The sequence below is a fragment of the Rhodocytophaga rosea genome, from assembly GCF_010119975.1.
GTDB lineage: Bacteria > Bacteroidota > Bacteroidia > Cytophagales > 172606-1 > Rhodocytophaga > Rhodocytophaga rosea.
In genome coordinates this window covers 6,195,691-6,220,303 of sequence record NZ_CP048222.1, presented here as the reverse complement: position 1 = coordinate 6,220,303, position 24,613 = coordinate 6,195,691, and the positions used below count along the sequence as shown (strand labels likewise).

Below are 24,613 nucleotides of genomic sequence, written 5' to 3'. Positions count from 1 at the left end.
TGAGAAAATTTTGCAGATAGTATATTTAAAAACAGTTTTATGAAACGTATTATCCAAATAACTTTGTCCATGCTTTTATTTGCTGGAACCAGTTATATCGCTTCCGCACAAGAGGCAAGCAGCCGCAGCAACCCGGTAAGCATCAAAGTAAAAAGTGAGGATGCAGAGTTTAAGACTTCCAAAGTATATGCAGTTATTATTGGCGTATCGGATTATCAGGACCCTAATATCAAAGACCTGAAATATGCCGATGCCGATGCCCAGCTGTATTATAACTTTTTAAGAAGCCCGCAAGGAGGTTCGGTACCGGAGAAAAATATTACCTTATTGCTCAATAAAAATGCAACCAGGGCAAACATTATCAAAGCCTTAAATAATCAGTTTAGCGATGCATTCGAGGAAGATCTGGCGATCGTCTATATTGCTTGTCATGGGTTGCCTACCAAACGGGGAAATAAACTTTTCTTTTTAGGCACAGACACCGACCGGGAAAATCTGGAAGGCTCTGCCGTATCTCAATCTGAATTCGATGAAGCGATCAGCAGTTCGAGGGCACAGAAAAAAGTATGGATCGCCGATGCCTGTCACTCTGGTACGGTGGTAGGTACAGAAACGGCATTTGCAGGCAGCACCATGCGGGGTGAACGGGAAATTGCTGAGGCCACCATGGTGAACCGGCTCCTGGCCAATGTCGCTTCTGCCCAGGCTAGTTTTATTGTATTAAGTGCATCTTCAGCCGGAGAAACTTCGGTAGAAGCGCCGCAATGGGGTGGCGGCCATGGCGTATTTACGTATTATTTGGTGGAGGGGCTGAAAGGCGCTGCCGATGAAAATAAGAATAAACTGGTCGACATCCGGGAAATTTATGAGTATGTGCGTACAAAAGTATCCGAAGAAACGAGCCGGAAACAATATCCCCTACTCAATGGCCGCTATGCCAAAAAATTTCCCATGAGCGCTGTACTGGAATAATTAGTTATTGGTGTATAAAGGTTTGAGTAAAATCCTGTCATAGGAATAGTAAATATTACCATTGACTATTTCCCCAGTTCCTGCAACTGATCTGACTCATAGATGTGCATGCCGGATAGGTTTTGATTGGCTATGTTGAGCATGGCTTTGGCTACAGTACTTCCTTCAATGGCTTTGTACTTCTTCAAGGGTCCCACCATCAGAAATCCTAAAGTACCCATTACTGCTTGTCCAATCTGTTCACCAGTGCGTTTTTCATTGCGTTCGCCCATTAACAAGGAAGGATGTAGCATATGGAATGCAGGGAAATTCAGACCAGCGATTTTTTCTTCTACCTCCCCTTTCACCCGGTTATAGAAAATGCGGGAATTTTTATCTGCGCCCATTGCCGTAACAATCAGGTATTGTCTGGCTTCTTTTTCTTTAGCCAGCCTGGCGGCTTCATAGGGATAAGTAGCATCTACTTTGTAAAATGCCTCCTGCGAACCAGCTTTTTTAATGGTAGTTCCAAGGCAGCAAAACACGTCATCTACCGCAAAACTATTCTTGTAGGCAGAAAGCGTATCAAAATTGGCTGTGATCTGTTGGAGGTTGGCATGCTGAATGGGCAGCGGTTTTCTGACCAATACCCGAACCAGAGAATACCGCTTGTCTTCCAATAAAAGGGATAGTAAATGGCTGCCGATCAGGCCTGTTGCCCCCAATACCAGGGCCGTTTTTTTATCTGCCATATCACAGGGAATATTTTTGGTTAAACATAGGCTTTGTGGTTCCATTTTACCAGCAATTCTTCAAACTCCTGCTGGAGTTGCTGTGCTTTATCCTTGGTATACCAGGTATGAAGCATTTCTGTGAACTCCCGGTTAGCCATTTGAGGATTTTTCTTATGCTCCATTACCATTTGCTGGGCTGTAGCCGGACGAGGTCCCCAGGTGCCAATTTCTGCCAGGGTATCCGACTGTAAACAGATCAGTTTAGGAATAGAACGGGTACCATTGGTCAGGTAGCGGTCCATTACCTCCGGATTTTCGTCCCGGAGCATAAATTTCAGGGAAATATTTTCATTCACATGGGCCATTTTTACAAAGTAGGGAATAAACTGGGCGGCATCTCCACACCAGGCCTCCAATATCACCAGCCATATCCAGTTGTCTTGCACCAGTTTAAGCTTCTCTACCAGGCTTGCATGTAACACTGCTGTTTTATCGAGGCGGTGCATGCGCTGAATATTTAACTTAGTGATCTGTACCAGTTCGGGGGTTTGTTTGGGGCCAGTGGTCTGGTTGCTGGCGAGTAATTCATCCAGCATCGTGCGGTATTCTTCGTAACTGTAGGCAGCCTCTATATGCTCGTGGGTAATAACAGTAGTAAGATTTTCCATGTTGACAATCAGGTTTGTAAGCATAAACAGCAATTGCTGCTGAAATTTATCAGTATACGAATAAGCAAAAATCCCGGCATATTAACCGGGATTTTTGCTGAAGAAATTTTAGCCAGCCCATTATAGCTTTTAAAGTAGATGAATTGACCCTACAAGAAACTTATATTCTTATTTATCTTTGCCGTTTTCATGAGAAGGGTGTGAAAGGCTTTCCAGCTGCTGCTGCAATTTTTCACCTCCTTTTATTCCAAAATCCAGGGTACGGATGGGAAACGGAATCATAATATTATTTTCATCAAAGGCTTTTTTAATCCTTATAATCCCATCACTCACAGCGGCTAAATATTCTTGTTGTTTTTTATAGTTTATCCAGTAGCGCACTTCAAAATTGATGGAACTATCGCCGAATTCCTTGTAGAAAAAAGTAATGTCTTCTTTATTGAGCAGGTAATCAATACTCCGGATGGCATCTATCGTTACCTTTTTTACCTTTTCCAGGTCATCGCCATACGAAACACCGCACTTAAGGTCGATCCGGCGTTTGCCCTCCTCAGAAAAATTTACGATAGGCTTATTGAAAATATCCTTGTTGGGAATATGCACATGCTGCCCCTGCATCGTGCGGATAATGGTACTCCGCAGATTAATGCTGATCACTGAGCCAAAATAGCTATTTGATTCGATCACATCTCCAGGCCGGATCGGACGGCGGATAGCCAAAAGTACGCCAGAAACAAAGTTGGCAGCAATATCCTGAAAGGCAAACCCCAGCGCCAGACCAATGATACCAGCACCCGCCAGCAAAGAGGTAACAGCTTTATCTAATTGCAGAATGCTTAAAGCGATAAAAATACCGGTAGCAACGAAAGCCGTAAAAATCACATTCAGCAGCAGGCCAATCAGTGCCTGGCTATGCGAAAAACGCTGCAGGGGTTTGGTTAATGCCTTTCTTACCAGACGGCCTATAATATAGAAAACTACAAAAATCAGAATGGCTACCAGCAGGTTAGGCAGCATCAAAATAAAATGCTCTACCCAGGAAGATAACTTTTCAAATACTTTATTGATCGCATTGCTGATAGTTTCCTGCATATGCTTCTACATTGTTGGTGGTTGGTCGTTGATGGTTGATCGCATTTTTTATTGATAGTTCTTTCACACACTTGCTCATGAACTATTAGGCACAACCTGTATCACACAATTATTGTTACGTTTTTTTTTGCCGAAAGGATAATATAAAGACAATAACAAACACTTCGGTAATTATCAGGAAGCTTTTTCGTCTAAGTGAGGAGAAAGATAGGTTGCCAGTGGATCTTGTCCCTGCCAGGTTCCTTCTGAATGAAAAGGCTTAAATCTGGCAAATAACTCCTCTTTGTACCAGCCCATTTCCCTGGTTTTGCGAATCACTTCAGTATGAAAAGGATTCTGATAGGCAAATGCCATCATGTCCTGCTGGGAAGTCCATAAGCTGAAAGTTGCCTGGTGAATGAGTGGCACTTCACCAATACCTTTTGTAAAAATCAGATGCGGATTATCTTGTATAGCCTGGCTTACGGAAGGAACATGTTTCCAGAAATCAATTAAGTGTTTGAAATGCAAAGAAGCTCTGGTCAGTACAGCAATTACTCCACCCGAATCCTGAGGCTGGCTGGCAAGTCCAAACGGAGCCATACCAGACCAGCGTCCATGAGAAGCCAGGGTATGCATATAAATAGTCCACTGCTCATCAGACTCCTTTTTAAATTTTTGCAGAATGTGTGAGCCATATAAACCCTGGTGTGCCGCCTGATCGTCTGTCCAGTTGCAAAGCAGGGCAAATGTTGAAAAATCGGGGCGCATGCTAAAACCACTCCCATAGCCGCTTCCCAAAAGTTTGTAAAATTGTAGTCCAGGTAAGTGGTTGAGGGAATAGGCAGCAAGCTGCATTTGCTGCAAAGCCCAAAGTTTGGCAAGGCCGGAAAACCGGAAAAATGTAATAGTTACAATAGGTTTATTTGCCATCATAATGTTAAGAAATGGATAATTTCAAATAATTCTCAGTTGACAATAATCCATTCAATACCCTAGCTTTTTAATACTTTCCTTCAGAAACTCCACTGATTTGTGCAGCAGCCTGGTTTCCTGGCTGTTCAGCGGATAGTTTTCCTGCACTTTTACCCCGGAACCGGAAAGCAAGGCAGGAATTCCAATCGCAACGCCAGTATGTCCATATTCCCCATTCAGCAGGCCACTTACCGCATATAACTTATGCTTGTTCTCTATAATGGCAGCCACCAGGTCGGCAACGGTAGAACCAATTCCATAATACGTCGCTTTTTTATCAGCTACAATTTTATAGGCAGACTCCCGTACTTCCTGCATGATGCCTTTGGTGAACTCTTCTTTATAAGTGGTATATTTTTTCAGCGGGATACCTTCAATGGTAGCAGCACTTAAGGCCGGAAATGAAGTATCGCCATGCTCACCCAGAATAAAAGCCACTGTATTGCTGGCATTTACCTTGAGCCGCTGCGACAACATAAACCTGAGCCTGGCTGTATCCAGTGAAGTGCCGGTTCCAAATATCCGTTCGGCCGGCAAACCAGATTCCTTATAGGCAACATAGGTAAGCACATCTACCGGATTGGTTACCATCAAAATAAATACTGGCACTCCCTTCTTCATAATTTTGGCAACCACTTCTTTGATAATGTTCGCGTTGGTTTCTGCCGCTTTATGCCTGTCTTCGCCTGCTTGCTGGGAAGCGCCGCTGGTAATAACAATAATATCATTTTCCCGGATTTCGCTGTAATTGCCAGTACGTACCCGAACGCCCGAACCAAAAGCCGAAGCATGGTTCATATCCATCACCTGGCCTTCCGCCAGTTCCTGGTGTACATCGATGAGAACAATTTCCCAGGCAATTTCCCGGATCAGCAGGGTATAGGCTGCTGTTGCCCCTACCATACCAGCTCCGATTACAAATACCCTGGGAGGGGAAATAGGAATAATTTTCATATAGGTGGTTTAATATTTTACCAGAATGGATCGTTCGCTGCTACATACGGAATCCGCCTGCAAAGGGTGTATAGGATAGAAAATTAACCAGAATCTTTTTGTGCAGCTTGCCTGATAAAATCAACTTATTGCAGCAACCTGTCTATATTTTTTACGTTAAATCCTGATTGGATATTTCCAACAAATCTGATTTGCTTCCTTTTCAGATAAGTAAAAAAAATTACTTTCAAATCTTTGCTTTGGAACAAGGCTTTTGATGAAACTATCACTTATTGTAGTTGGTACCCGAAGTATGCTTTTGAAAACAGCTAAGAGCTGTTTTACGGGTTGCAACAGCAGATTTTTATATAAATTTTTTAATTCAATTATAGCATTTATCGTATGGCAACTAATAGTATACCTTAACTGGTAACTTTCAAAAAGCCAATGAATGCTTTTTCAATTATCACCGGTGAATCTAATATAAAGCTATACTTTGTAAAGCAATGCTGGTTTCACTTCACAAGTATACGGGTATCACAGTATGTCAATACATAATGCGCAAGGGGCAGGTGATATTCACTCCCAACATTTGCCAGATAAAGAATCTTCGTCTGCAGAAAGTGCCATCGCCATTTTAAATACAGCAGATCAGATTACATTCTGCGATGAGTCTTTTTTACGGCTTACCGGCAGAACAATGCGGGAATGCCGGATGTTGCCCATCACAGCACTTTTTCCATCCCTGCTTTTACCAGAAATAAACCGGACAAGCATCGTGAGGGAGAAAATAATGTACCGGGATACAATAAGCCTGGAAATTACGTTTTCTCCGTTGCGGGATGCAGAAGAACAGTTTGCCGGCACTTCTGTTCTGTTAAAAAAAATTACAGTAACTGATTCTACTGTCCTCTTTCCTCCTTTTCAAACGATACTTGAAACAATGCCTCATTTAGCCTGGACTTCCAGGCCGGATGGAGGTGTATCGTATGTGAACCACAAATGGGCAGAATATACCGGCAAGCAAGTACATGAGCTTCTGGAATGGGGATGGCAATCTTTTTTTCATCCCGAAGATATAGACCGGGTGCTTCAGAAATGGAGCCGGGCGATGCAGACCGGAGAAAAATATGAATGCGAATACCGGTTTAAGAAAGAGCCGGAAGGAATGTATCGATGGCTATTGGGAAGAGCATTGCCTGTACGGAATGAAGCCGGGCAAATTACGCTCTGGGTTGGCACTTGCACCGATATACAGGACCAGAAACTTGCCGAAGAAGCCCTTGAAAAACGGGTTCAGGAACGGACCAATGAGCTTTCAACCGCAAATGAAGAGCTCACCAGCATGAATGAACAGCTATTTCAGGAGATTGAACTGAGGCGAAAACTGGATACTGTGCTGGAAGAACAAAAAGCATTCACTGATAAGATAACAGACCTGGTTCCCTGCCTGATTACAGTATACAATATACACACTGGCCAGTATATCTATGTAAATAAAGCCATTGAACCGATGATGGGTTACGCCAGGGAAAACTTACTGGAACAAGGGGTTTCCCTGCTGATATCTTTACTACATCCCGATGAGGCAGAAAATCTGATGGCAAGCAACCAGGAAGCAATACAGCAATCCAATGCAAAGCAGGCCAATGATCCCGAAACGGTGGTAGATTTTGAATACAGGCTGCGTCACCACAACGGGGAATGGCGGTGGCTGCATACCAGCGGTACTGTTTTCGACAGAGATGCCAGTGGGAAAGTGCTGCATGTGCTCAATATATCTATTGATATCACCGGCCAGAAAATAACAGAGGAACAATTAAAGAAAAGCGAAACCAGACTGATGTTGCTCAATGAGGAACTGGAGAAAAGGGTAACTGAACGCACCCAAGACCTTGCCATCAGCCAGGAACGCTATGAAATTGCCTCCTATGTAACACACAATGCCATCTGGGACTGGAATTTGATCACCGGTGAGCTCACCTATAGCAAAGGCTATTCGGTAATTTTCGGATATGAACCAAATGAAACACTCCATACTATTGAAGAATGGACCCGCCGGATTCATCCGGAAGATAAGGACCAGATTATTGACCATATACAAAGAGTGATAAACAGAGGTGAGCAAGTATGGTCGGATGAATACCGCCACCAGAGAAAAGATGGTTCGTACGCATATGTATTCGACAGGGGTTTTGTACAGCAGGATACACAAGGAAAACCATTCCGGATGGTGGGAGCAATGGCCGATATTACTGAGCGCAAGCTGGCAGAAGAAGCCATTCTTACCAGTGAAGCCAAGTTCCGGCGGATCTTCGAATCGGATATGCTGGGAATATTTTTATGGGATGTAAATGGGCATATATCAGAGGCCAACGATAAGTTTCTCCAGATGATTGGCTATACCAGAGAAGATATAGCCTCCGGGAAAATTAACTGGCAACAACTTACTCCGGCAAAATACGCTTCCTTAGACCAACTGACACTTCAGCAGCTTTTAGCCACTGGCACCAGCGCCGCCCTCGAAAAAGAATACATTCGCAAAGATGGAAGTCTGGTACCCATTATTATTGGAGGAGTATTGCTGCAGGATGATGTTCAACAGGGTGTTGCCTACGTACTCGACATAACCGAACAGAAAAAAGCACAGCAAAACCTGACTTTAAGTGAAGAGCGATTCAGGCTGGTGACCCGTGCCACCAATGATGCCGTACGCGACTGGAATTTACAGACAGATGTGATCTGGTGGAATGAAGGATTTAAGAATATGTTCGGCTACCAGCCCGACGAAATAGAAGTAGGGCCAGAATCCTGGTACAGCCGCATTCATCCGGATGATCTGGAAGGGGTATTGCAAAAAATTCATCAGGTCATAGAAAGTAAAGGCGAGCAATGGTCAGATGAATACCGCTTCCGCCGGGCAGATGGCACCTATGCCTATATTCTGGACAGGACGTATATTTTGCATAACGAGCAGGGAAAAGCTATCCGGATGCTGGGCTCTATGGTGGATGTAACGGATATGAAGGAAATTCAGGAAGCGCTGGAACAACAAGCCATCGAACTCAAACAGTCTAATGCCGATCTCGAACAGTTTGCCTTTATTTCCTCCCATGATTTGCAGGAACCATTGAATACGGCTGCCAGTTTTGCCAAGTTGCTTGAAAAGAAATACAAACCTGTACTGGATGCAGATGGACAAGAATTCATCGAATTTATTGTTACTTCTACCGACCGGATGAAAATGCTTATCCGTTCGCTGCTCAATTATTCCAAAATTAATACAGTAGCTAAAACCTTTGAACTTACTCCTCTTTCAGATCTGGCCGGAGTAGCTATTTACAATTTACAGGCACGCATTCTGCAAACTCATGCACAGGTTATAATAGACGATTTACCAGCAGTACCAGTAGTTGCATCGCAAATTGTACAGTTATTCCAGAACCTGGTCAGCAATGCCATCAAATTCAAAAGTACACTTCCGCCGGAAATCCATATTTCAGCCACCGAACAAGGCGAGCATATACTGATCAGCGTACAAGACAATGGCATAGGGATGGATATGAAATATGCCGGCAAGATTTTTCAGGTTTTTCAGCGGCTGCATAGCCGGGATGAATATGAAGGGGCTGGTATTGAGCCTTGCTACCTGCAAACGTATTGTAGAACGCCATCACGGTACGATCTGGGTAGAATCAACACCTGGCAAAGGATCTACCTTTTTCTTCACCCTCCGGAAGTAACCTGATCAGTGGTCATTAGGTATGAGGAATTTTGTAACTGAATATAGCCTTTTACTACCTCTCTAAATAACGAATGACCATTGACTAACTTTTTACTACCCATTCCTTAAATTCCTTTGCCTTTTTCTGACTGACAATGATGGGTTCTTTATGAGCAGGTGTGAAAAATACCTCCAGCTTGCCATTTTCAATACTGACATAGGATTCACAGGCTTTTATATTTACAATATATTGGCGGTTTACGCGGTAAAAAATATCCTCTGGCAGGCATGCTGTCAGTTCATCCAGTATCTGGGTAATCAGAAACGTTTCATCCTGGAAAGTTTTCAGGTAAGTATGAGGAGATTGAATATAAAAATACGCTATTTCCTCTACCGCAACAGGCACATTTTTAAAACCTTTGGTAACAATCAGTACTTGCAGCTTTGGCTCACTCGCTTTTTCAATAGAGGTAGGTACTGGTAAAGAAATGGATGAAGCAATCTGGTGTTTTAACGTATTTTCCAGCTTCTGACTGGTTTGCTGATACTGGTTATAAAAATAATACCCTACATAATACCCATTGATTGTAATGACACACAAAATACTTACCGGATATTCGTACAACAGCCACTGTGTCTGGAAGATATCATACTGGATAATATACTTGAATTGCAGATAGATCAGGAAAAATATAAGCAGCGAGGGCAGTATTACCCCGCCTATTAATTGCAGAAAACTTCTTGAGGTGCTGTGCTCCACCCAGTCATAGGCTCTGTCAAGCCAGTTGGTAACCCGGCTTACTACTTCCCAGGTAAGCAATGCCACCACTGTACCCGAAAGCACTTCCACATAATAAAAAGGCTGCAACAGCATTTCCAGAATAGATTCATTGCTGCCAATAGCCCTGATAAAATGTGCCATCAGCAATGAACCAATGACTTTCACCCAGGTATCTTTGTAGTGGTTTTCAAATAAATAAGTTGCCATTTCTCAATACGCATGCAAAAGGTTCATGCCAGTTATGGATGCCATTTTATATTCAAGGGTTGCAGCCGTGTGCTTTTGAACCTTAATTTACTTTATTTTAAGATGTAGAGAAGAGGAAAAGGCTATAATTCCGGGAAGTCGCTGCTAAAAAACAGTATTCTCACCGGCTGCCCAGATACTGCAGCGCTTTAATGCCGGGCATAAAGAAATACCCTCCCCCTCTTGCCCAGACAAAGCGGGGAATATTTTCTATTTTTCTGCGTACCGGATAAGCCTGCATTGTGAAAGAGCTTACTGCACCGTTTTCCATCATTTCCGGAAAGCCGACAATCGGATCAGGATCTTCGTAAAGTTCGGCTAATTTGGGATTATTGATCCAGGTCTGGTGAATGAGTTCGAACTGGCGGCCGATGTTAGAGTTGAAACACATAAAGAATATTCCTCTATCCTCTCCGGAATCTTCGGTTTTTAATATATCCTGCGGAAGCATACTTTTTGCCAGTGGCGGACCATACGGCCTTCCCCGGCGGATCACCCGGAAACGCTTCATGAACACCTGGGATTTTTTAATGTCTTTTTCCGGATTCCCGGTGCTATCCCGGAGAAAGTTATCCCTCGGGTTTACCCGGCGAATATGAGCCCCTACCGGACAGCTAAAACCATCAAAATCTTTCTGTGCATAGCCAAAATCATTACAATCCTCGAATTCTGAGAGTGGTTCTACCGGACATTTGGTGAGTGGAGCGCCATTTGGCCACCTGCCCATCATTTTAGAAGCTACGTATTCCAGGGGGTTTTTAATGGATGAAGGTGCCTGGTCTGTGTGGGCTTGCATAAATTGCCAGAACGCTTGTACCTGCTGGTGCAGCTGCCTGAATACCATCATACTGCCGTTTCTCCCCAGATCTTTCATCTGCGGGAAGTTTTTATCTGGCGGCAACAGGTTTTGCGGATCATTTTCCGGGGAAATATTGGGGCTGTAGGTATATTTTTCGTATTCATTCTTATAGCCGAATAGAAACTCACCCGGGTTGATATGATTGGCCTCATGCGAAGATTCATCCCGGCCTGCAAATTTGATCTCCGGCTGGCTGATTCCATCACGAAACCCAAAATGTTCTTTTCCATCTGGCAGAAAATGGGCTTCCATTACATGAACAGACTGTATTCCTGCTTGTTCCCAGAGTATTTTTTCTGAGAAATACAGCTCTACCATTGTGGCATTATCCAGGGCGTATACTAGCAACATGGCATGAATTTCTATAGTATCATTGGGGCCACCCCATATCCATCTGGCCGGCTCACCCTCATTACAATCGCCCAGTATTCGCTGCCGGTGTTCAGTAACCATTCCTTCGGTGAATTCCCTGGGAAAAGTAGCCAGTTCTTCCGCACTCAAGCCCAGTTTTGCCAGTCCGGGGCAGGTAAAGGCTATATGAATAGCGGTAGACTGATCACGGCTGGACGTACCGGCAGAAAGAATCCGGGTTGATAAATCAGCGATCCATTTTCTGGCTGGTGCAGGTTCTGTAAAATGAAGCAGAATATAACTGGCCCACTCCAGTCTGGCATATCCTTTAAAAATGATGCCTTGTACATCATCTTTTTCTACCATTTCTTCCATATCCGTATGGTTGCTCGTTGTTAGGTCTTGGTTGTTAGCTATTCTTTATATTTCAGTACTAGGCTATCATGCAATTTTTATTTATTATCTATGCGAAAACACGCTTGGTATGCAATACTTACTACTTCATACTGTTATTACAAGCGTTTTAGCCATTCCTCACAGCTTTCTTTAGATTCTCCGTTCAGTCCTTTGCGGATGTGGGAATTATTGAGTTGGTTTTTTGCCGTTGAATAGGGATAGGCACTATAAAATACCTGGCTGGGATACTGGTTTTTGCGCACGACTATTTTGAAAGCCTGTTCATCAAAAGCACCACCCCAAAACAAATTCCGGACTGGCGGATAGCCCACCGTAGTTCCAAACGTGAGATTCATCGCAGCAGCCGAGCGGTCGATGAACTGGCTCAGATAAATTTCCCAGGCACCGTCGTAATTACTTAGAAACATTACGTTTTTTCCCTGGTTAAAAATACACCACCTGGCAAAATGAATGGTTTCGATACCGCTTAGTTTTCCTTTATTGGAACGGTACGTACCATTGGTGGCAAATAGCCATAAGCCTATTTTGAGGGTAGTAAGCCGGTACCAGTAGGGCTTTTTGATAGTGCCATATATGGTAAGCTGGTTCATCGGAATATGATCTTCCTTTTCCACCAGCTTTCTAATTGCTTTGGGCTGAATCTTTTCCCGTTCTTTGCGCTCATCTCGTTTTTCAAATATCCGGGAAAGCACAAATACCCAGAAGGGAATAAACAGAAAAACCAGCACCGGAGATAACAGCAATAATGATAGCAGACGGAATACCAGTTTTCCATAATACTGAATCTTCCATTCCAGCTTGGGAGAAGCCCGTTTCTGAAGCGCCCAGCGCAGATCAGGCTGTTGAGCAATGTAGTTTTTTATAAGGTTACGGATTTCTTCTGGGTTCAGTTGATCGAGTTTACCTTGCTGGGTTTTTAGAATGGTTTGGATAGCTTGCCGCAATTTTTCTTCACCTAATAATTGTTCCACTGTACCTCCCCTGACACAGGACCACAGCAATTGATTTTTCTGGCTATGTGATAAAAAATAGTTCACTACAGTTTCTGGAGACCGGCTTCCATTGGGCGGATATCCTTTGCAAAAACCATATATCTGATCAATGCCCGGGCCGGAAGTTTGGAGCAGTTCCAGCAGGTGTTCATGGGGATTTCCGTCAAAATCGGTGGCGAATGCCAGGCTGTTTCCAAAAGCATTTCCGGCTGCATCGGCGGCTCCTTCAATAATAAACCATCGGGCAAAATGCAGCGTTTTCATAGCCTGAAACCGGATAGTTTCCTGCTTGTTAATGTTATTGCCAATTCCACTCAGTAACTCATACAACTGATGGATATCTCGGGCCGGATCAATGGGTGTAATGATAGTAAGGCCATTCTGGAAAATATAAGTTTGGTTGTTCCGCATGATTACCTCTGGCCTGGCAGTAGTCTGGTATAATGGTTCGGTAGGCATGGGTGGGTGGTTTGAAGATTATCGGTTGACAGACATTAGAAACAAGTTTCAATTCTGGCGCAAACACTCATAAATATCGTCATTTAATTAACTCATTCCCAACAGCTTCAAAAATTACCCAGCAAATTATATTGCATACAGTATTTCACAAGCCCTACTGTATTTTTTACTCCCAGTTTCAGCAGGATATGTTTGCGGTGGGTATCTACGGTATTGATGCTGATAAAGAGTTTGTCGGCGATTTCCTGGTTGGAATGTTCCTGGGCCACTAATTTTAAAATTTCAATTTCCCGTTTGGTCAGTACGCTTTCCGGAGAAGCCAGATTCAGATCAAAAGCCGGAGAAGCCGCCTGCACCGGATTATTAATGTCGGTGAATAATTCCTTGCTGATATAAATTTCCCCATTAGCTGCTTTTTCGATCGCTTCCAGAAAAATCGCTTTTCCCTCACTTTTATATAAATATCCATTGATACCATGTTTGATCAGTTTGGCATAGAACCTGGTGCCGTGATACATCGTCAGGATGATGATTTTGGTATGCGGATATTTCGCCCGGATGGTTTTCACCAGCCCCACAATATCTGTATTGGGCATATTGATGTCCAGCAGAACAATGTCAATGCTTTTTTGCGCAAGTACCTGCAATACCTCGTTTCCGTTCAGTGCCTGTCCGGCTACTTCCAGGCCGGTTTCCGATTTGAGCAGCATTGTCAGACCATCAATAAACAGCTGGTGGTCATCGGCTATCAGTAATTTGATCATCAGTTAATAAGTTAACGAGTTTGAAAGTTAGTGGCAGATCGATAATAAAACTGGTTCCAAAATCTTCGGAAGATTCTACACGCAAAGTGCCTCTCATAAAATTGATCCGGTTAGTAATATTGGTCAGGCCTTTGCCTTTACTTCTGGACTTTATTTTCTTTTGAAAATCGAAGCCTTTGCCATCGTCTTCGGCCATAATCACCAGGCGGTCCTGCTGAATAAGAAACTGGATTTCCAGATTTATGGCCTGGGCATGTTTAATAGTATTATTGATCAGTTCCTGTACAATGCGGAACACCTCCAGTTCAAAGTCTTTCTTCAATTTCCGTTTGAAATTATAATGCCTGAAAGTAATATGAAGTTTGCCGGCATCATTCACCTTTTTACACAAATCTTCCACGGCTACCAGCAATCCAAACTGGAACAAGAGGTCTGGCATGAGGTTATTGGAAATCGACTTCAGCTCTTTAAAGGAATCTTCCAGCAGCAGAAAAGAATTGTGTAAAAACTGAACCTGTTCTTCCGGGCCGGATAATTGTTCTTTGAGCGAAGTCAGGTTGAGTTTTAGCGTAGACAGCATATAGCCTAATCCATCATGCAGTTCTTCGGCAATACGCCGCCTTTCGTTTTCCTGGGTCTTGAGAATAGCTTTGGACTGAACACTCTGCTGTAGATTAATTTTTTTGAGCAGCTTTTCCCGCTCCATAAAGGCATTCACCTTCTTTTGTTCATTGAGCGCATTCTGAATGGAAACAGCAATCTGGCCGGAAAGAAGTTTGAGCAGTTCAATGCGGTCAAGGGTAAAGGCATGCGAGATCAGCCTGTTTTCAAAATATAACAAGCCAATAACTTTTCCCTGGTGAATAATAGGCGCACACAATACCGACCTGGACTGATTTTCTGCCAGAACTGTATCAGAAGAAAAAACCGGATGCTGAGAAGCATTATCGAGCACCACATTTTCCTGGGTTACAAACACATAATTGATAATGGCTTCAGATACCAGGCGGTTATTTTTAACAGGCAATGAAGGCAGTACTACTTCCTCTTCAGAATCAATAGAGCAGGCAGCTTCTATAACAAATGCTTCGTCCTTGATTAAAATCAGGTAACCTTGCTGTGCCCCGGCATTTTCTACCGCAATTTTTACCAGCTTTTTCAGCAGTTTCTCGAGCTGAATTTCACTGGAAATAGCGGTAGCTGCTTTCATAATGCTGTGTAAATCCAATCCTTGTAGGCTTCTCTCCACAGAAAAATCTCCGGAATCCTGCTGTGGAGATGTTCCGGGCAAAGCAATGGCAGTTTGTACAGGTGTTCCGGACAGAAAATTATATTTTTTCTCCAGAACATGTACTTTATTAAAAGCTCCCCATTGCCGGTAATACGTATGTGATTCAGTTAAATAGTGTCTGGCCAGGGTTTCCCGGTGTTGGGACAGGTAGAATTTACCGGCAAGTTCACAACTCAAGGCATGGTCGTTGAGATAGTCGTTTTTTCTGGCTTCCTCAATCGCATGGTCATAGAGCATGGCGGCTTTGTGTATATTGCCTTTCAACCGGCATAGTTCTGCTTCCATCAGGTACAGCTTATGCTGATAATTAACAGGAGATTTCCCGGAAAATTTACGGAAGATTGCCAGGTTGGCTTCGCATTGGTTCAATAGTTTTCTGCGGGATACATTTTTCTGGCCAGAGAGCAGGCTGGCCGCAATCAAGGTATCATAAAAATAAAAAATCATAAATTCAGAGCTGCCAGCCACACTTTCAATCCGGTTTCTGAACTCCTGCGCTTGCTGGCTGGCTTCTTCCTCTTTCTCAAACAAATAGCTAAGAATGAGTTTGTATAGATATAATGCACATAAAGTAGTTTCAGCGGCTCTTTCTTTATAGATAGGTACCATGGTTTCCTCGTCATGAACACTGCCGGTAAGAACAGTGGGATTTTCTACTACCTGGTACAAATTTAATACGGCCTGGGTTGGAATCCGGTGCAGGTTAAGGCCGCTTTCATGCTCCAGCCGGAGCAGTCGTTCATGAACCTTCAGGTGTTCTTCTGCAATGTCTTTTAAATTGCGGCCACAGAAAAAAGCGGAATAACAATGTACAAAAATAGAATAGGCTGCAAATTCGATATTTCCATTTTCCAGGCCATACCAGTAATTGTGATGCAGGGGGGCTAACGTATGATGTAGGGGTTCTTTCCAGTGAGAAATAAATGAATGCACCATCATCCGACTCTGGCATTTTAGAGAACTTCCTTCAAACCTTTCGGAAAGCTGCATGGCGATTTTACCCAGCTTATATCCGGTTTCAATGTCGCCTACCCCACCGATCATAATCAGTCCAAAACTATTACAAACCACCCCGGAATAAGGCGTATTTCCATACCTGATCATCAGGGAAAATGCCTTGCACACAAACAGTGGAAACAGCGCTGGCATAGCAAAATACACGGCTGACCCCACACTGGCCAGTACCCGGATGGCGGCTTCAATGTAGGGGTTTTTAATGGGTGGCAGCGTATTCAGGGTTTCAATAGGCTGGTGAAGGAGCCTGAGTTTTATCGAAACAAGGGCTGTTAATACATGCAGTTTATTAGGCTTAGCCGGAAAGCGTATACCCAGTAATTCCAGTATCTGTAAAGAGGCTTGTACGGCATATACCAGCTGGTTGCGGGCGATATACGATTTGATGGTAATTTCATAGATCCTCACTTTATCGAGCACACGATTGGCTTCTCTCACTACCGTTTCTACCCATTCTTCCATCATGTAGGGATTTCCGCTCAAAAAGCTGCTCTCAGCCCCTTCTATATGCAACTGCAAAGCCAGTTCGTAATGGGTTTTCCAGGCATCCTCACCTAACAGTTGAATACCGGCATGCAGGTATTCAAAGGAGAGTGTATAAGCGGCAGAAGATTTCACTTTCAAACCTGCCCGTAAGTTTAAAGCGGCCAGCTGGTATTTTTCTTCCGTAGAAACAATCAGTTCACGGCCGGCATTGAGCTGGTTCACCGTTTCAAGCAGATACGTTGGATGGTCTTCCTGTTCAAAATGGTGTAACAGCGCCTGGCCAATAATGGCATGTTCTTGTTTTTTAGCAGCATCGGGAATTAAAGAATAGGCTGCTTGCTGTATCCGGTCGTGGGTAAACCGGTAATGATCGCCTGCCGGCAAAATCAGATCCTCTTCCAGCGCCGGAAGCAAGGCATGAATAATTTCCTGCCTGTTTTGTTTGCGTACAATCATCAGCAGTGATACATCAAACTCAAATCCCAGGCAAGCCGCTAATTTCAACAGGTGCTGAGTAATTCCTGGAAGTTTTTGAATTCTTCCGGCAAGTAATTCTACTATGTTTTCTGAAAAGCGAAGCTGCTGGATTCTGGCCGCATTCCATATCCACCCGAAGGAATTAAAGTCAAAATGAAGTATATGTTCTGCATGCAGGCATTTGAGAAAGGCGTGAATAAAGAAGGGATTTCCCTGTGATTTATCATACATCAGACTAGTAAAAGCCTGTACATCTTGTATATTGCCTTGCAGGGTTTCGTGAATAAGGGCTTCCACATGTGTATATTGCAGCGGCATGAGCACCATTTTCTGAATGCGGAAGCCTTCTTTTTGCATGTTTTCTATCGTGGCAGAAAATACACTATCACTGGTATATTCCTTGTTGCGCAGTGCTCCAATAAATAACACGTAACGGAGATCTTTATCGGCAGCGATTATTTTTAATAAACCCGAAGAAGCGGCATCTGCCCAGTGCAGATCATCAAAAAAAATAACCAGGGGATGCTCCTGCCGGGCAATACATTTAATAAATTTAATAAATACAAAATGCAGCCGGTTCTGGGTTTCAGTGGATTCAAGTTCGGCTACCTCCGGTTGCGGACCGATCAGTAGTTCCAGGTGCGGAATAATATCTGTCAAAATACGTCCGTTGGTGCCTACGGCCTCCAGGATTTTTTCCCTCCATTGGGTGATCCCTTCTGCATTCTGGGTAAGAATCTGGTCAGTAAACACTTTGAATGCCTGAATAAAGGCAGAATAGGGAACATTCCGTTGAAACTGGTTGAATTTGCCCTCTACAAAATTTCCTCCTATCTGGTATACTGGCTCTTTGATTAATTGTACCAGGGCAGATTTTCCAATGCCGGAATAGCCCTCAATCAGTACGATCTCTAACGCACCAGCCTGCACCCGGCTGAAGGCTTGCTGAAGTTGCGCCATTTCCTTTTCCCTGCCATACAGTTTTCTGGGCGGTTGCAGCCTGCCTGAGAAATCATATTGTCCTAGCATAGGCAATTCCATACGTTTGATGGTATTCCATTGACTGAGGCAGGCCTGCAGGTCTTTTTTCAGGCCAAACGGAGACTGGTAGCGGTCTTCTGCATTTTTTGACAACAATTTCAATATAATAGCAGACAGCGTTCCGGGAATATGCGGATTACTCAGGTGCGGAGGAACAGTGCTTTTGGCAATGTGCAGATGTACCAGGGTTAAGACTTCTTTGGCATCAAAAGGAACTTCGCCCAGCACCATTTCATAGAGAATAATACCCAGGGAATACAGGTCGCTGCGGATGTCAATTTCACCTTTGATCCGGCCGGTTTGTTCCGGGGCAATATAGGCAAGTGAGCCTTTCAAAAATTCAGGCTGTTCGATTACTCCTTTCTGGGAAGATACCCTGGAAGCAATAGACAGGTCAATCAGGTATACATCGAGTGTATGCGGATTAATGAGCAGGTGTGCCGGACAAAGTCCCTGGTGAACAATGCCTTTCTGGTAAAAATGTTCGAGAATTTCAGTAATGGCAATCGCTATCTGGAGTGTCTGGGCAAGGGTAACTTTGTGCTCTTTCAGGTATTTTTCAAGCGAAATGCCTTCAATGTCTTCAATAACAGCTACCTGGAGGCTTTGGTAGGTTTCCAGGGTGAGGAAACGGGCAATGCCTTTGCATGAAAAACTGCTGGCAATTTCATATTCATGGGCGATACGGGCAGCCTGCTCACTTTTTTCACTGGCATTTTCAACAATTTTGAGTAATACCTTTTGGTGGTCTTTGCAGCGCTCTGCCCGGTAGATAAAGGTATGGTCATGGAGGCTAATCCGTTCCAGAAAATTGTATTCAGACAGCAGGACCATGGTTCAAAGCGGTTTATTATACTATTCATCTGGCAACCAGAAAAGCAATTCTGTATTAACTGAAAAACTTTATCTTCCGGAAGCGTATCTCTTTGACCTGATGGGTATAACGCAGAGATTTATAGTAAATGTGGGAATTTTTAACTGTAAATGAAATACCCGGAAACTGGTATTTTTCCTCGAAAATTCTGCTAACAATAGAGTTGGGTGCAGAAAGAGGATGGTTTTTAACCTCTATTTTACTAATTTTCTCATCCGTCTGGATTGCCAGGTTTGTATGGTATCATTGGTTTTCTCAGCAATGATTGCTGCCGCATGTTTGGTGCGCTCCACTAGTGCTAAACCATGTTGCGGACCCAGTACACTAACGGCTGTTGAATATAAATCTGCGGTAATGCCATCTCTGGCAAGGATAGTCACCATAATCTGGTTGGTAAGCCCTAATCCTGTTCTGGGATCGAGAATATGTGAATAGCGTTTGCCATCGAGTTCAATATGCTGGTACAGATCACCAGAAGTAGCAACCGCAGTCTGTTGTAGTTCTACTGATATATTTCCCGCTGAGGAAGATAGTTCTACCTGCCATCCTTTTTTACCGGGAGGCGCTTTGCTGACCAGAATGTTACCTCCTCCATCTACCAAAGCTGATTGAATACCCTGCTGCTGCAATATTTTCATGGCTTCATCCACTGCATATCCTTTCCCTACGCCACCAGCATCCAGGCGCATTCCTGGTCTGGTTATCTCCACCATCTGCTCATCAGGATAAAATCTGATATACTGGTACCCTACACTTTGACTGGCCTTCTGTAAAGCTTCCTCTGAAGGAAGTTGCTGCTGCCTGCTTGCCCTGCGCCAGAGTTGCACATAAGGGCCAACTGTTATATCAAATGCACCATTGGTCTGCTGGGATAAGGCTACAGACTGTTGCAATACCTGCCACAAATCATCGCTTACTTTTATTTTCTTCCCTGTGCCAGAGCTAATTGACAAACGGCTAAGTTCGCTGTCCTCTTTGTAATCGCTCAGAATATCGTTGAGCTGATCAATCCGGTTAAAAGCAAGTTCTGCGGCTAGCGTTGCTTTGGTAGAATCAGAAGTATATAAAATGATGCGGAATAAGGTGCCCATTTGCCGGTGGGTGAATTCATAGCGCTTATGAGGAGTTTGAGTAGCCGGAAAGGAACGGCAGCCAAGCATCAGAAGCAACCCAATACTAACCGCTGTTAATTTGCTTAACACGATTAAAACTTGTTTACATGTAAAACCACAACAAAAATTTACTAATTTAAGGGGCAATTTACCGGATAAACCATATTAATTCTTTTGTATCTGCAAAAATTATAAAACCTATACTTTTACTTTCTATGAATCTGAAAAAAATATTTACTAACAAACAGGCAGGCATACGGGGAAGCATCTTGCTGATGGGTGCACTGGTCGTTGGCTCCACAGTAGCCTGGAAAAAGCCTTTCAAGGATAAATTTAATTCACAGCCTTACCGGAAAGAAGTATACCTGAATCTTCCTGAAGATGATAAGCATGATCCCAAATATGCTGTAGCAGGTTTAAAAACGGCTGAAGGTCTGGAAACTACTTTGTTTGCTGCCGAACCCACCCTGGTGAATCCGACAAATATCGATGTAGATGCCAAAGGCCGGGTATGGGTGTGCGAGGCATATAATTATCGTACCAAACTGAATCCAAAAAACCAGGTAAAACCGGAAGGCGACCGCATTCTGATTCTGGAAGATACCAATGGAGACGGACAATCAGATAACAGCAAAGTATATTACCAGGGAACGGATATTAATGCTGCGCTGGGTGTATGGGTAATGGGCAATAAAGTAATTGTATCCTGCAGCCCCAATATTTTTATTTTCACGGATACCAATGGCGACGATAAGCCAGACAATAAAGAAGTATTTTTTACCGGTATAGGCGGCGAACAGCATGATCATGCGGTGCATGCGATGGTGTTTGGTCCGGATGGAAAGCTGTATTTCAACTTTGGAAATGCCGGCGACCAGATTCAAGATGGAAAAGGGAATCCGGTAAAAGATAAAGATGGTAATGAAGTGAATGGCAAAGGCAAGCCCTACCGCCAGGGTATGGTGTTCCGCTGCAATCCCGATGGAAGCGAATTTGAAGTATTAGGCCACAATTTCCGAAATAATTATGAAGTAGCAGTAGATTCCTATGGCACCTTATGGCAATCGGATAATGATGATGATGGAAATAAAGGGGTCCGGATCAACTATGTAATGGAGTTTGGCAACTATGGCTACCACGATGAAATGACAGGTGCTGCTTGGCAAGCCAGCCGGACTAATATGGAAACTGAAATCCCTAAAAAACACTGGCATTTGAATGACCCTGGCGTAGTACCCAATCTACTTCAGACCGGCGCTGGTTCTCCTACCGGAATGATCGTGTATGAAGGCCGTTTATTACCCAAAATTTATTGGGACCAGATGATACATTCAGATGCTGGTCCGAATGTAGTACGTTCCTATCCGGTTACCAAAAATGGAGCAGGCTATGAGGCCACCATTGTAAATGTACTGGAAGGCCGTGACCAGTGGTTCCGCCCCTCGGATGTATGTGTGGCTCCGGATGGTTCATTGATTATTTCTGACTGGTATGACCCAGGTGTGGGAGGCCATCAGGCAGGCGACCAGGATCGGGGACGGATTTTTAGGGTTGCGCCTCCGCAAACGCCGTATAAAGTGCCAGCCATGGATTTAAGTACGGCTGCCGGAGCCATTGAAGCGCTAAAAAGCCCCAATCTTTCTACAAGGTATCTAGCCTGGGAAAAACTGCATGGTATGGGTAAAAAAGCTGAAAAAGAATTGCTCAAACTGTGGGCTTCTGATAATGACCGTTTCCGTGCCCGTGCGCTGTGGCTGCTTGCTAAAATTCCAGGTCGTGAGAAAAAATATATCGACATTGCTTTGAAAGACATCAATCCAGATATCCGGATTACCGGATTGCGTATTGCCCGCCAGTCTAAAATGGATGTTATGTCTTATATCAAGCAATTATCTAAAGATTTAGATCCGCAGGTACGCCGGGAAGTGTTAATTGCGCTTCGCCATAATCCTTCTCCGGAAGCCCCTGTTATCTGGACTGAACTGGCTACCAAATACGATGGAAAAGACCGCTGGTACCTGGAAGCCTTAGGCATTGCTGCCGATAAACAGTGGGACAAATTCTTTGCAACCTGGTGGCAGAAAACCGGAGAAAGCGGCTTAAAAAACCAGGCGAACCGGGATATTGTATGGCGTTCGCGTAGCAAAGAAGCCATTCCCTTGCTTGCCTCTCTGGCTTCTGACCCAACTACTTCACCAGCAGAAAGACCCCGGTATTTCCGTGCATTCGATTTCCAGGAAGATGCTTCCAAACAGGATGTGTTACTCTCTATGTTGAAAGGCAGCAGCCCATCTCAGGCACAAATCAATTTGCTTGCCCTGCGACATATCGATCCGGCGAAAGTAGAAAGTTCACCAGAAGTAAAAACAGAACTAGGCAAAGCATTAGTTACGGTGGAAGGCACACAGGAATACCTGGATCTGGTTAGCCGTTTTTCATTAAAAGAACAAAACCCTAAATTGTTGAAAATGGCTGTTGATAAATCAAACAGTGGTAACTTAGGCGTAGATGCTGCCAGGTTATTGTTACGCCAGGGCGGTGCTTCGCTTATCACGGAAACTTTTAATTCACCCGACGAAAAAACAATTACTTCCTTACTTACGGCCTTAGGAAGAATTAACAGCAAAGAATCCATGGATTTTATTGAATCTATCGTATTGGACAGCAAACGTCCTTTGGCCTTACGCAAAGAGGCTGTACAGGCGTTAGGAAGAGGATGGAGTGGTGAAGAAAGACTGCTGGGTGTAGTAAAAAGCGGGAATTTCCCAGATGAATTGAAGCCTGCCGCTGCCAGCACCCTGATGAGTGCCTACCGGAAGGATATTCGGGAAGGCGCAGCGCAGGTACTGGATATTCAGATGGCTGCTTCCAATAATAAAAAACTTCCTCCGCTCAATCAACTCATAGCGATGAAAGGAGATGTTACAACTGGAAAGACTGTGTTTACCCGGACCTGTAGTACCTGTCATCAGGTGAACGGAGAAGGAATTGATTTCGGACCTAAACTCTCGGAGATCGGCAGCAAACTTTCCAAAGAAGCCCAGTATTTTTCTATCCTGCAACCAGATGCTGGTATCAGTTTTGGCTACGAAGGATATGTACTGAAGTTGAAAGACGGAAGTTCTATTACCGGTATCATTGCCAGCCAGACCGAAGATGAAGTAGATATACGCATGCCTGGCGGAACTGGCAACCGCCTGAGCCGGAAAGATATTGTATCCATGCAGAAAATGGAAACATCCCTCATGCCATCCGGCTTACATCAAACCATGTCGGAACAGGAGCTGGTTGACCTAGTGGAATATCTTGCCTCTTTGAAAAAATCAAGCTAATTACCAAATGAAAATGGATAATTGACAATTGAAAATATGTATAATTATCCATTTTCAACTTTCAATTTTCAATTCATCTTAAACACCTATACTCTTTCATGAAACGCAGAGATTTTTTTGTTAAAACAAGCCTTGCCGCCGGAACTACAGCGTTGGCAGGTCTGGCTACTACTCCTGGATTATCTCAAAAAACCCCAAAAGGGAAAGGTGCTACGCCTGCCCAGCCTGCTGCCAAATTCAAACTTAATTATGCCCCTCATTTTGGCATGTTTGAAAACCATGCCGGAAAAGACCCCCTTGATCAGCTGAAGTTTATGGCCGATAATGGGTTTATGGCGCTGGAAGACAATGGAATGATGGGCCGCCCGGTAGAATTGCAAACAAAGATCGGAGAAACCCTGGCTAAACTCGGCATGACCATGGGCGTTTTTGTGGTAGATAAAGGTGGAAATTCTCAGAATACGCTGGCTGCCGGAAAACAAGAATATGTTGACATTTTTCTCAATGGCTGCAAACGGGCTGTGGAAGTGGCCAAACGGGTAAATGCCAAATGGATGACTGTAGTGCCCGGCGATTTTGATAGAAACATTCCTTTAGGGGTACAAACCGGCCATGTCATCGAAGCACTTCAGAGAGGGGCGGAAATATTTGAACCTCATGGCTTGGTGATGGTGCTGGAACCCCTTAGCGATACACCTAATCTTTTCCTGCGCTACTCTGACCAGACCTATATGATCTGCAAAGGCGTAAATAGTCCTTCCTGCAAAATCTTGTTCGATATTTACCATATGCAGAAAAATGAAGGCCGCCTGATATATAATATGGATCAGACCTGGAATGAGATCGCCTATATACAGATCGGTGATGAACCAGGCCGGAAAGAACCTACTACCGGGGAGATCAATTATAAGAATGTATTTGCCCATATTCATAAAAAAGGCTTTAAAGGCATACTAGGCATGGAACATGGAAATGCAGGCCAGGGCAAGGAAGGCGAATTAGCACTGATTGCTGCTTACCGGGAGTCTGATAATTTTAAAGTATAAGTTCGTGTTTAAATG

15 protein-coding genes are annotated in these 24,613 nt (G+C 43.8%); 4 read left to right on the top strand and 11 right to left on the bottom strand.

Going from position 1 to position 24,613, the window contains the following annotated elements:
• Nucleotides 1-69 precede the first annotated feature (69 nt).
• Complete coding sequence (locus tag GXP67_RS25715; protein ID WP_162445774.1) at nucleotides 70-972, top strand: caspase family protein; 903 nt, start codon at nucleotides 70-72, stop codon at nucleotides 970-972.
• A gap of 65 nt (nucleotides 973-1,037) precedes the next feature.
• Here the strand turns inward: GXP67_RS25715 and GXP67_RS25710 are convergent, their stop codons facing one another.
• The 5 genes from GXP67_RS25710 to GXP67_RS25690 all read right to left on the bottom strand — a co-directional run bounded on the left by GXP67_RS25710 (nucleotide 1,038) and on the right by GXP67_RS25690 (nucleotide 5,353).
• Nucleotides 1,038-1,703 (bottom strand): oxidoreductase, encoded by a 666-nt coding sequence (locus GXP67_RS25710; protein WP_162445773.1) that lies wholly within the window; start codon nucleotides 1,701-1,703, stop codon nucleotides 1,038-1,040.
• A gap of 20 nt (nucleotides 1,704-1,723) precedes the next feature.
• Nucleotides 1,724-2,377 (bottom strand): thioredoxin family protein, encoded by a 654-nt coding sequence (locus GXP67_RS25705; RefSeq protein ID WP_232064594.1) that lies wholly within the window; start codon nucleotides 2,375-2,377, stop codon nucleotides 1,724-1,726.
• A 144-nt stretch (nucleotides 2,378-2,521) separates the two neighbouring features.
• Nucleotides 2,522-3,445, bottom strand: coding sequence for a mechanosensitive ion channel family protein (locus GXP67_RS25700; protein ID WP_162445772.1), 924 nt, complete (start codon nucleotides 3,443-3,445; stop codon nucleotides 2,522-2,524).
• Between the two features lie 174 nt (nucleotides 3,446-3,619).
• Nucleotides 3,620-4,360 carry a spheroidene monooxygenase gene (locus GXP67_RS25695; protein WP_162445771.1) on the bottom strand — a complete coding sequence of 247 codons (741 nt, stop codon included), beginning with the start codon at nucleotides 4,358-4,360 and terminating at the stop codon, nucleotides 3,620-3,622.
• Nucleotides 4,361-4,411: 51 nt separating this feature from the next.
• Nucleotides 4,412-5,353, bottom strand: coding sequence for an L-lactate dehydrogenase (locus tag GXP67_RS25690; protein ID WP_162445770.1), 942 nt, complete (start codon nucleotides 5,351-5,353; stop codon nucleotides 4,412-4,414).
• Nucleotides 5,354-5,876: 523 nt separating this feature from the next.
• On the opposite strand from GXP67_RS25690, the gene GXP67_RS37525 reads away from it, so the two are divergent.
• Nucleotides 5,877-9,080: a PAS domain-containing protein gene (locus GXP67_RS37525; protein ID WP_162445769.1), complete on the top strand. Its 3,204-nt coding sequence runs from the start codon at nucleotides 5,877-5,879 to the stop codon at nucleotides 9,078-9,080.
• Between the two features lie 79 nt (nucleotides 9,081-9,159).
• On the opposite strand, the gene GXP67_RS25680 is transcribed toward GXP67_RS37525, so the two are convergent.
• The 6 genes from GXP67_RS25680 to GXP67_RS25655 form a co-directional block, all read right to left on the bottom strand.
• Nucleotides 9,160-10,044 (bottom strand): LytTR family DNA-binding domain-containing protein, encoded by an 885-nt coding sequence (locus GXP67_RS25680; protein WP_162445768.1) that lies wholly within the window; start codon nucleotides 10,042-10,044, stop codon nucleotides 9,160-9,162.
• A 160-nt stretch (nucleotides 10,045-10,204) separates the two neighbouring features.
• Nucleotides 10,205-11,668: a Dyp-type peroxidase gene (locus GXP67_RS25675; RefSeq protein WP_162445767.1), complete on the bottom strand. Its 1,464-nt coding sequence runs from the start codon at nucleotides 11,666-11,668 to the stop codon at nucleotides 10,205-10,207.
• Nucleotides 11,669-11,805: 137 nt separating this feature from the next.
• Nucleotides 11,806-13,161 (bottom strand): hypothetical protein, encoded by a 1,356-nt coding sequence (locus GXP67_RS25670; RefSeq protein ID WP_162445766.1) that lies wholly within the window; start codon nucleotides 13,159-13,161, stop codon nucleotides 11,806-11,808.
• Nucleotides 13,162-13,268: 107 nt separating this feature from the next.
• The gene (locus GXP67_RS25665; RefSeq protein ID WP_162445765.1) at nucleotides 13,269-13,925 is read right to left on the bottom strand and encodes a response regulator transcription factor; all 657 of its coding nucleotides are present in this window, start codon (nucleotides 13,923-13,925) and stop codon (nucleotides 13,269-13,271) included.
• A complete protein-coding gene (locus GXP67_RS25660) occupies nucleotides 13,900-19,068 on the bottom strand; it encodes an AAA family ATPase (protein WP_162445764.1) in 5,169 nt (1,722 codons plus the stop codon). Before GXP67_RS25660 ends, GXP67_RS25665 begins: the two co-directional genes overlap by 26 nt.
• Nucleotides 19,069-19,302: 234 nt before the next feature.
• Nucleotides 19,303-20,310, bottom strand: a complete 1,008-nt coding sequence (locus GXP67_RS25655; protein ID WP_162445763.1) for an FAD:protein FMN transferase — start codon at nucleotides 20,308-20,310, stop codon at nucleotides 19,303-19,305.
• 125 nt (nucleotides 20,311-20,435) lie between these two features.
• On the opposite strand from GXP67_RS25655, the gene GXP67_RS25650 reads away from it, so the two are divergent.
• Both GXP67_RS25650 and GXP67_RS25645 read left to right on the top strand, forming a co-directional pair.
• Nucleotides 20,436-23,552, top strand: coding sequence for a PVC-type heme-binding CxxCH protein (locus tag GXP67_RS25650; protein WP_162445762.1), 3,117 nt, complete (start codon nucleotides 20,436-20,438; stop codon nucleotides 23,550-23,552).
• 98 nt (nucleotides 23,553-23,650) lie between these two features.
• A complete protein-coding gene (locus GXP67_RS25645; RefSeq protein WP_162445761.1) occupies nucleotides 23,651-24,598 on the top strand; it encodes a hydroxypyruvate isomerase family protein in 948 nt (315 codons plus the stop codon).
• Nucleotides 24,599-24,613 lie beyond the last annotated feature (15 nt).

Coding starts and splice junctions, on each gene's coding strand:
- GXP67_RS25715 (WP_162445774.1), top strand. CDS start 70: ATGCTTTTATTTGCTGGAACCAGTTATATCGCTTCCGCACAAGAGGCA.
- GXP67_RS25665 (WP_162445765.1), bottom strand. CDS start 13,925: ATGATCAAATTACTGATAGCCGATGACCACCAGCTGTTTATTGATGGT.
- GXP67_RS25700 (WP_162445772.1), bottom strand. CDS start 3,445: ATGCAGGAAACTATCAGCAATGCGATCAATAAAGTATTTGAAAAGTTA.
- GXP67_RS25695 (WP_162445771.1), bottom strand. CDS start 4,360: ATGATGGCAAATAAACCTATTGTAACTATTACATTTTTCCGGTTTTCC.
- GXP67_RS25660 (WP_162445764.1), bottom strand. CDS start 19,068: ATGGTCCTGCTGTCTGAATACAATTTTCTGGAACGGATTAGCCTCCAT.
- GXP67_RS37525 (WP_162445769.1), top strand. CDS start 5,877: ATGTCAATACATAATGCGCAAGGGGCAGGTGATATTCACTCCCAACAT.
- GXP67_RS25710 (WP_162445773.1), bottom strand. CDS start 1,703: ATGGCAGATAAAAAAACGGCCCTGGTATTGGGGGCAACAGGCCTGATC.
- GXP67_RS25670 (WP_162445766.1), bottom strand. CDS start 13,161: ATGCCTACCGAACCATTATACCAGACTACTGCCAGGCCAGAGGTAATC.
- GXP67_RS25675 (WP_162445767.1), bottom strand. CDS start 11,668: ATGGAAGAAATGGTAGAAAAAGATGATGTACAAGGCATCATTTTTAAA.
- GXP67_RS25680 (WP_162445768.1), bottom strand. CDS start 10,044: ATGGCAACTTATTTATTTGAAAACCACTACAAAGATACCTGGGTGAAA.
- GXP67_RS25645 (WP_162445761.1), top strand. CDS start 23,651: ATGAAACGCAGAGATTTTTTTGTTAAAACAAGCCTTGCCGCCGGAACT.
- GXP67_RS25705 (WP_232064594.1), bottom strand. CDS start 2,377: ATGCTTACAAACCTGATTGTCAACATGGAAAATCTTACTACTGTTATT.
- GXP67_RS25650 (WP_162445762.1), top strand. CDS start 20,436: ATGAATCTGAAAAAAATATTTACTAACAAACAGGCAGGCATACGGGGA.
- GXP67_RS25690 (WP_162445770.1), bottom strand. CDS start 5,353: ATGAAAATTATTCCTATTTCCCCTCCCAGGGTATTTGTAATCGGAGCT.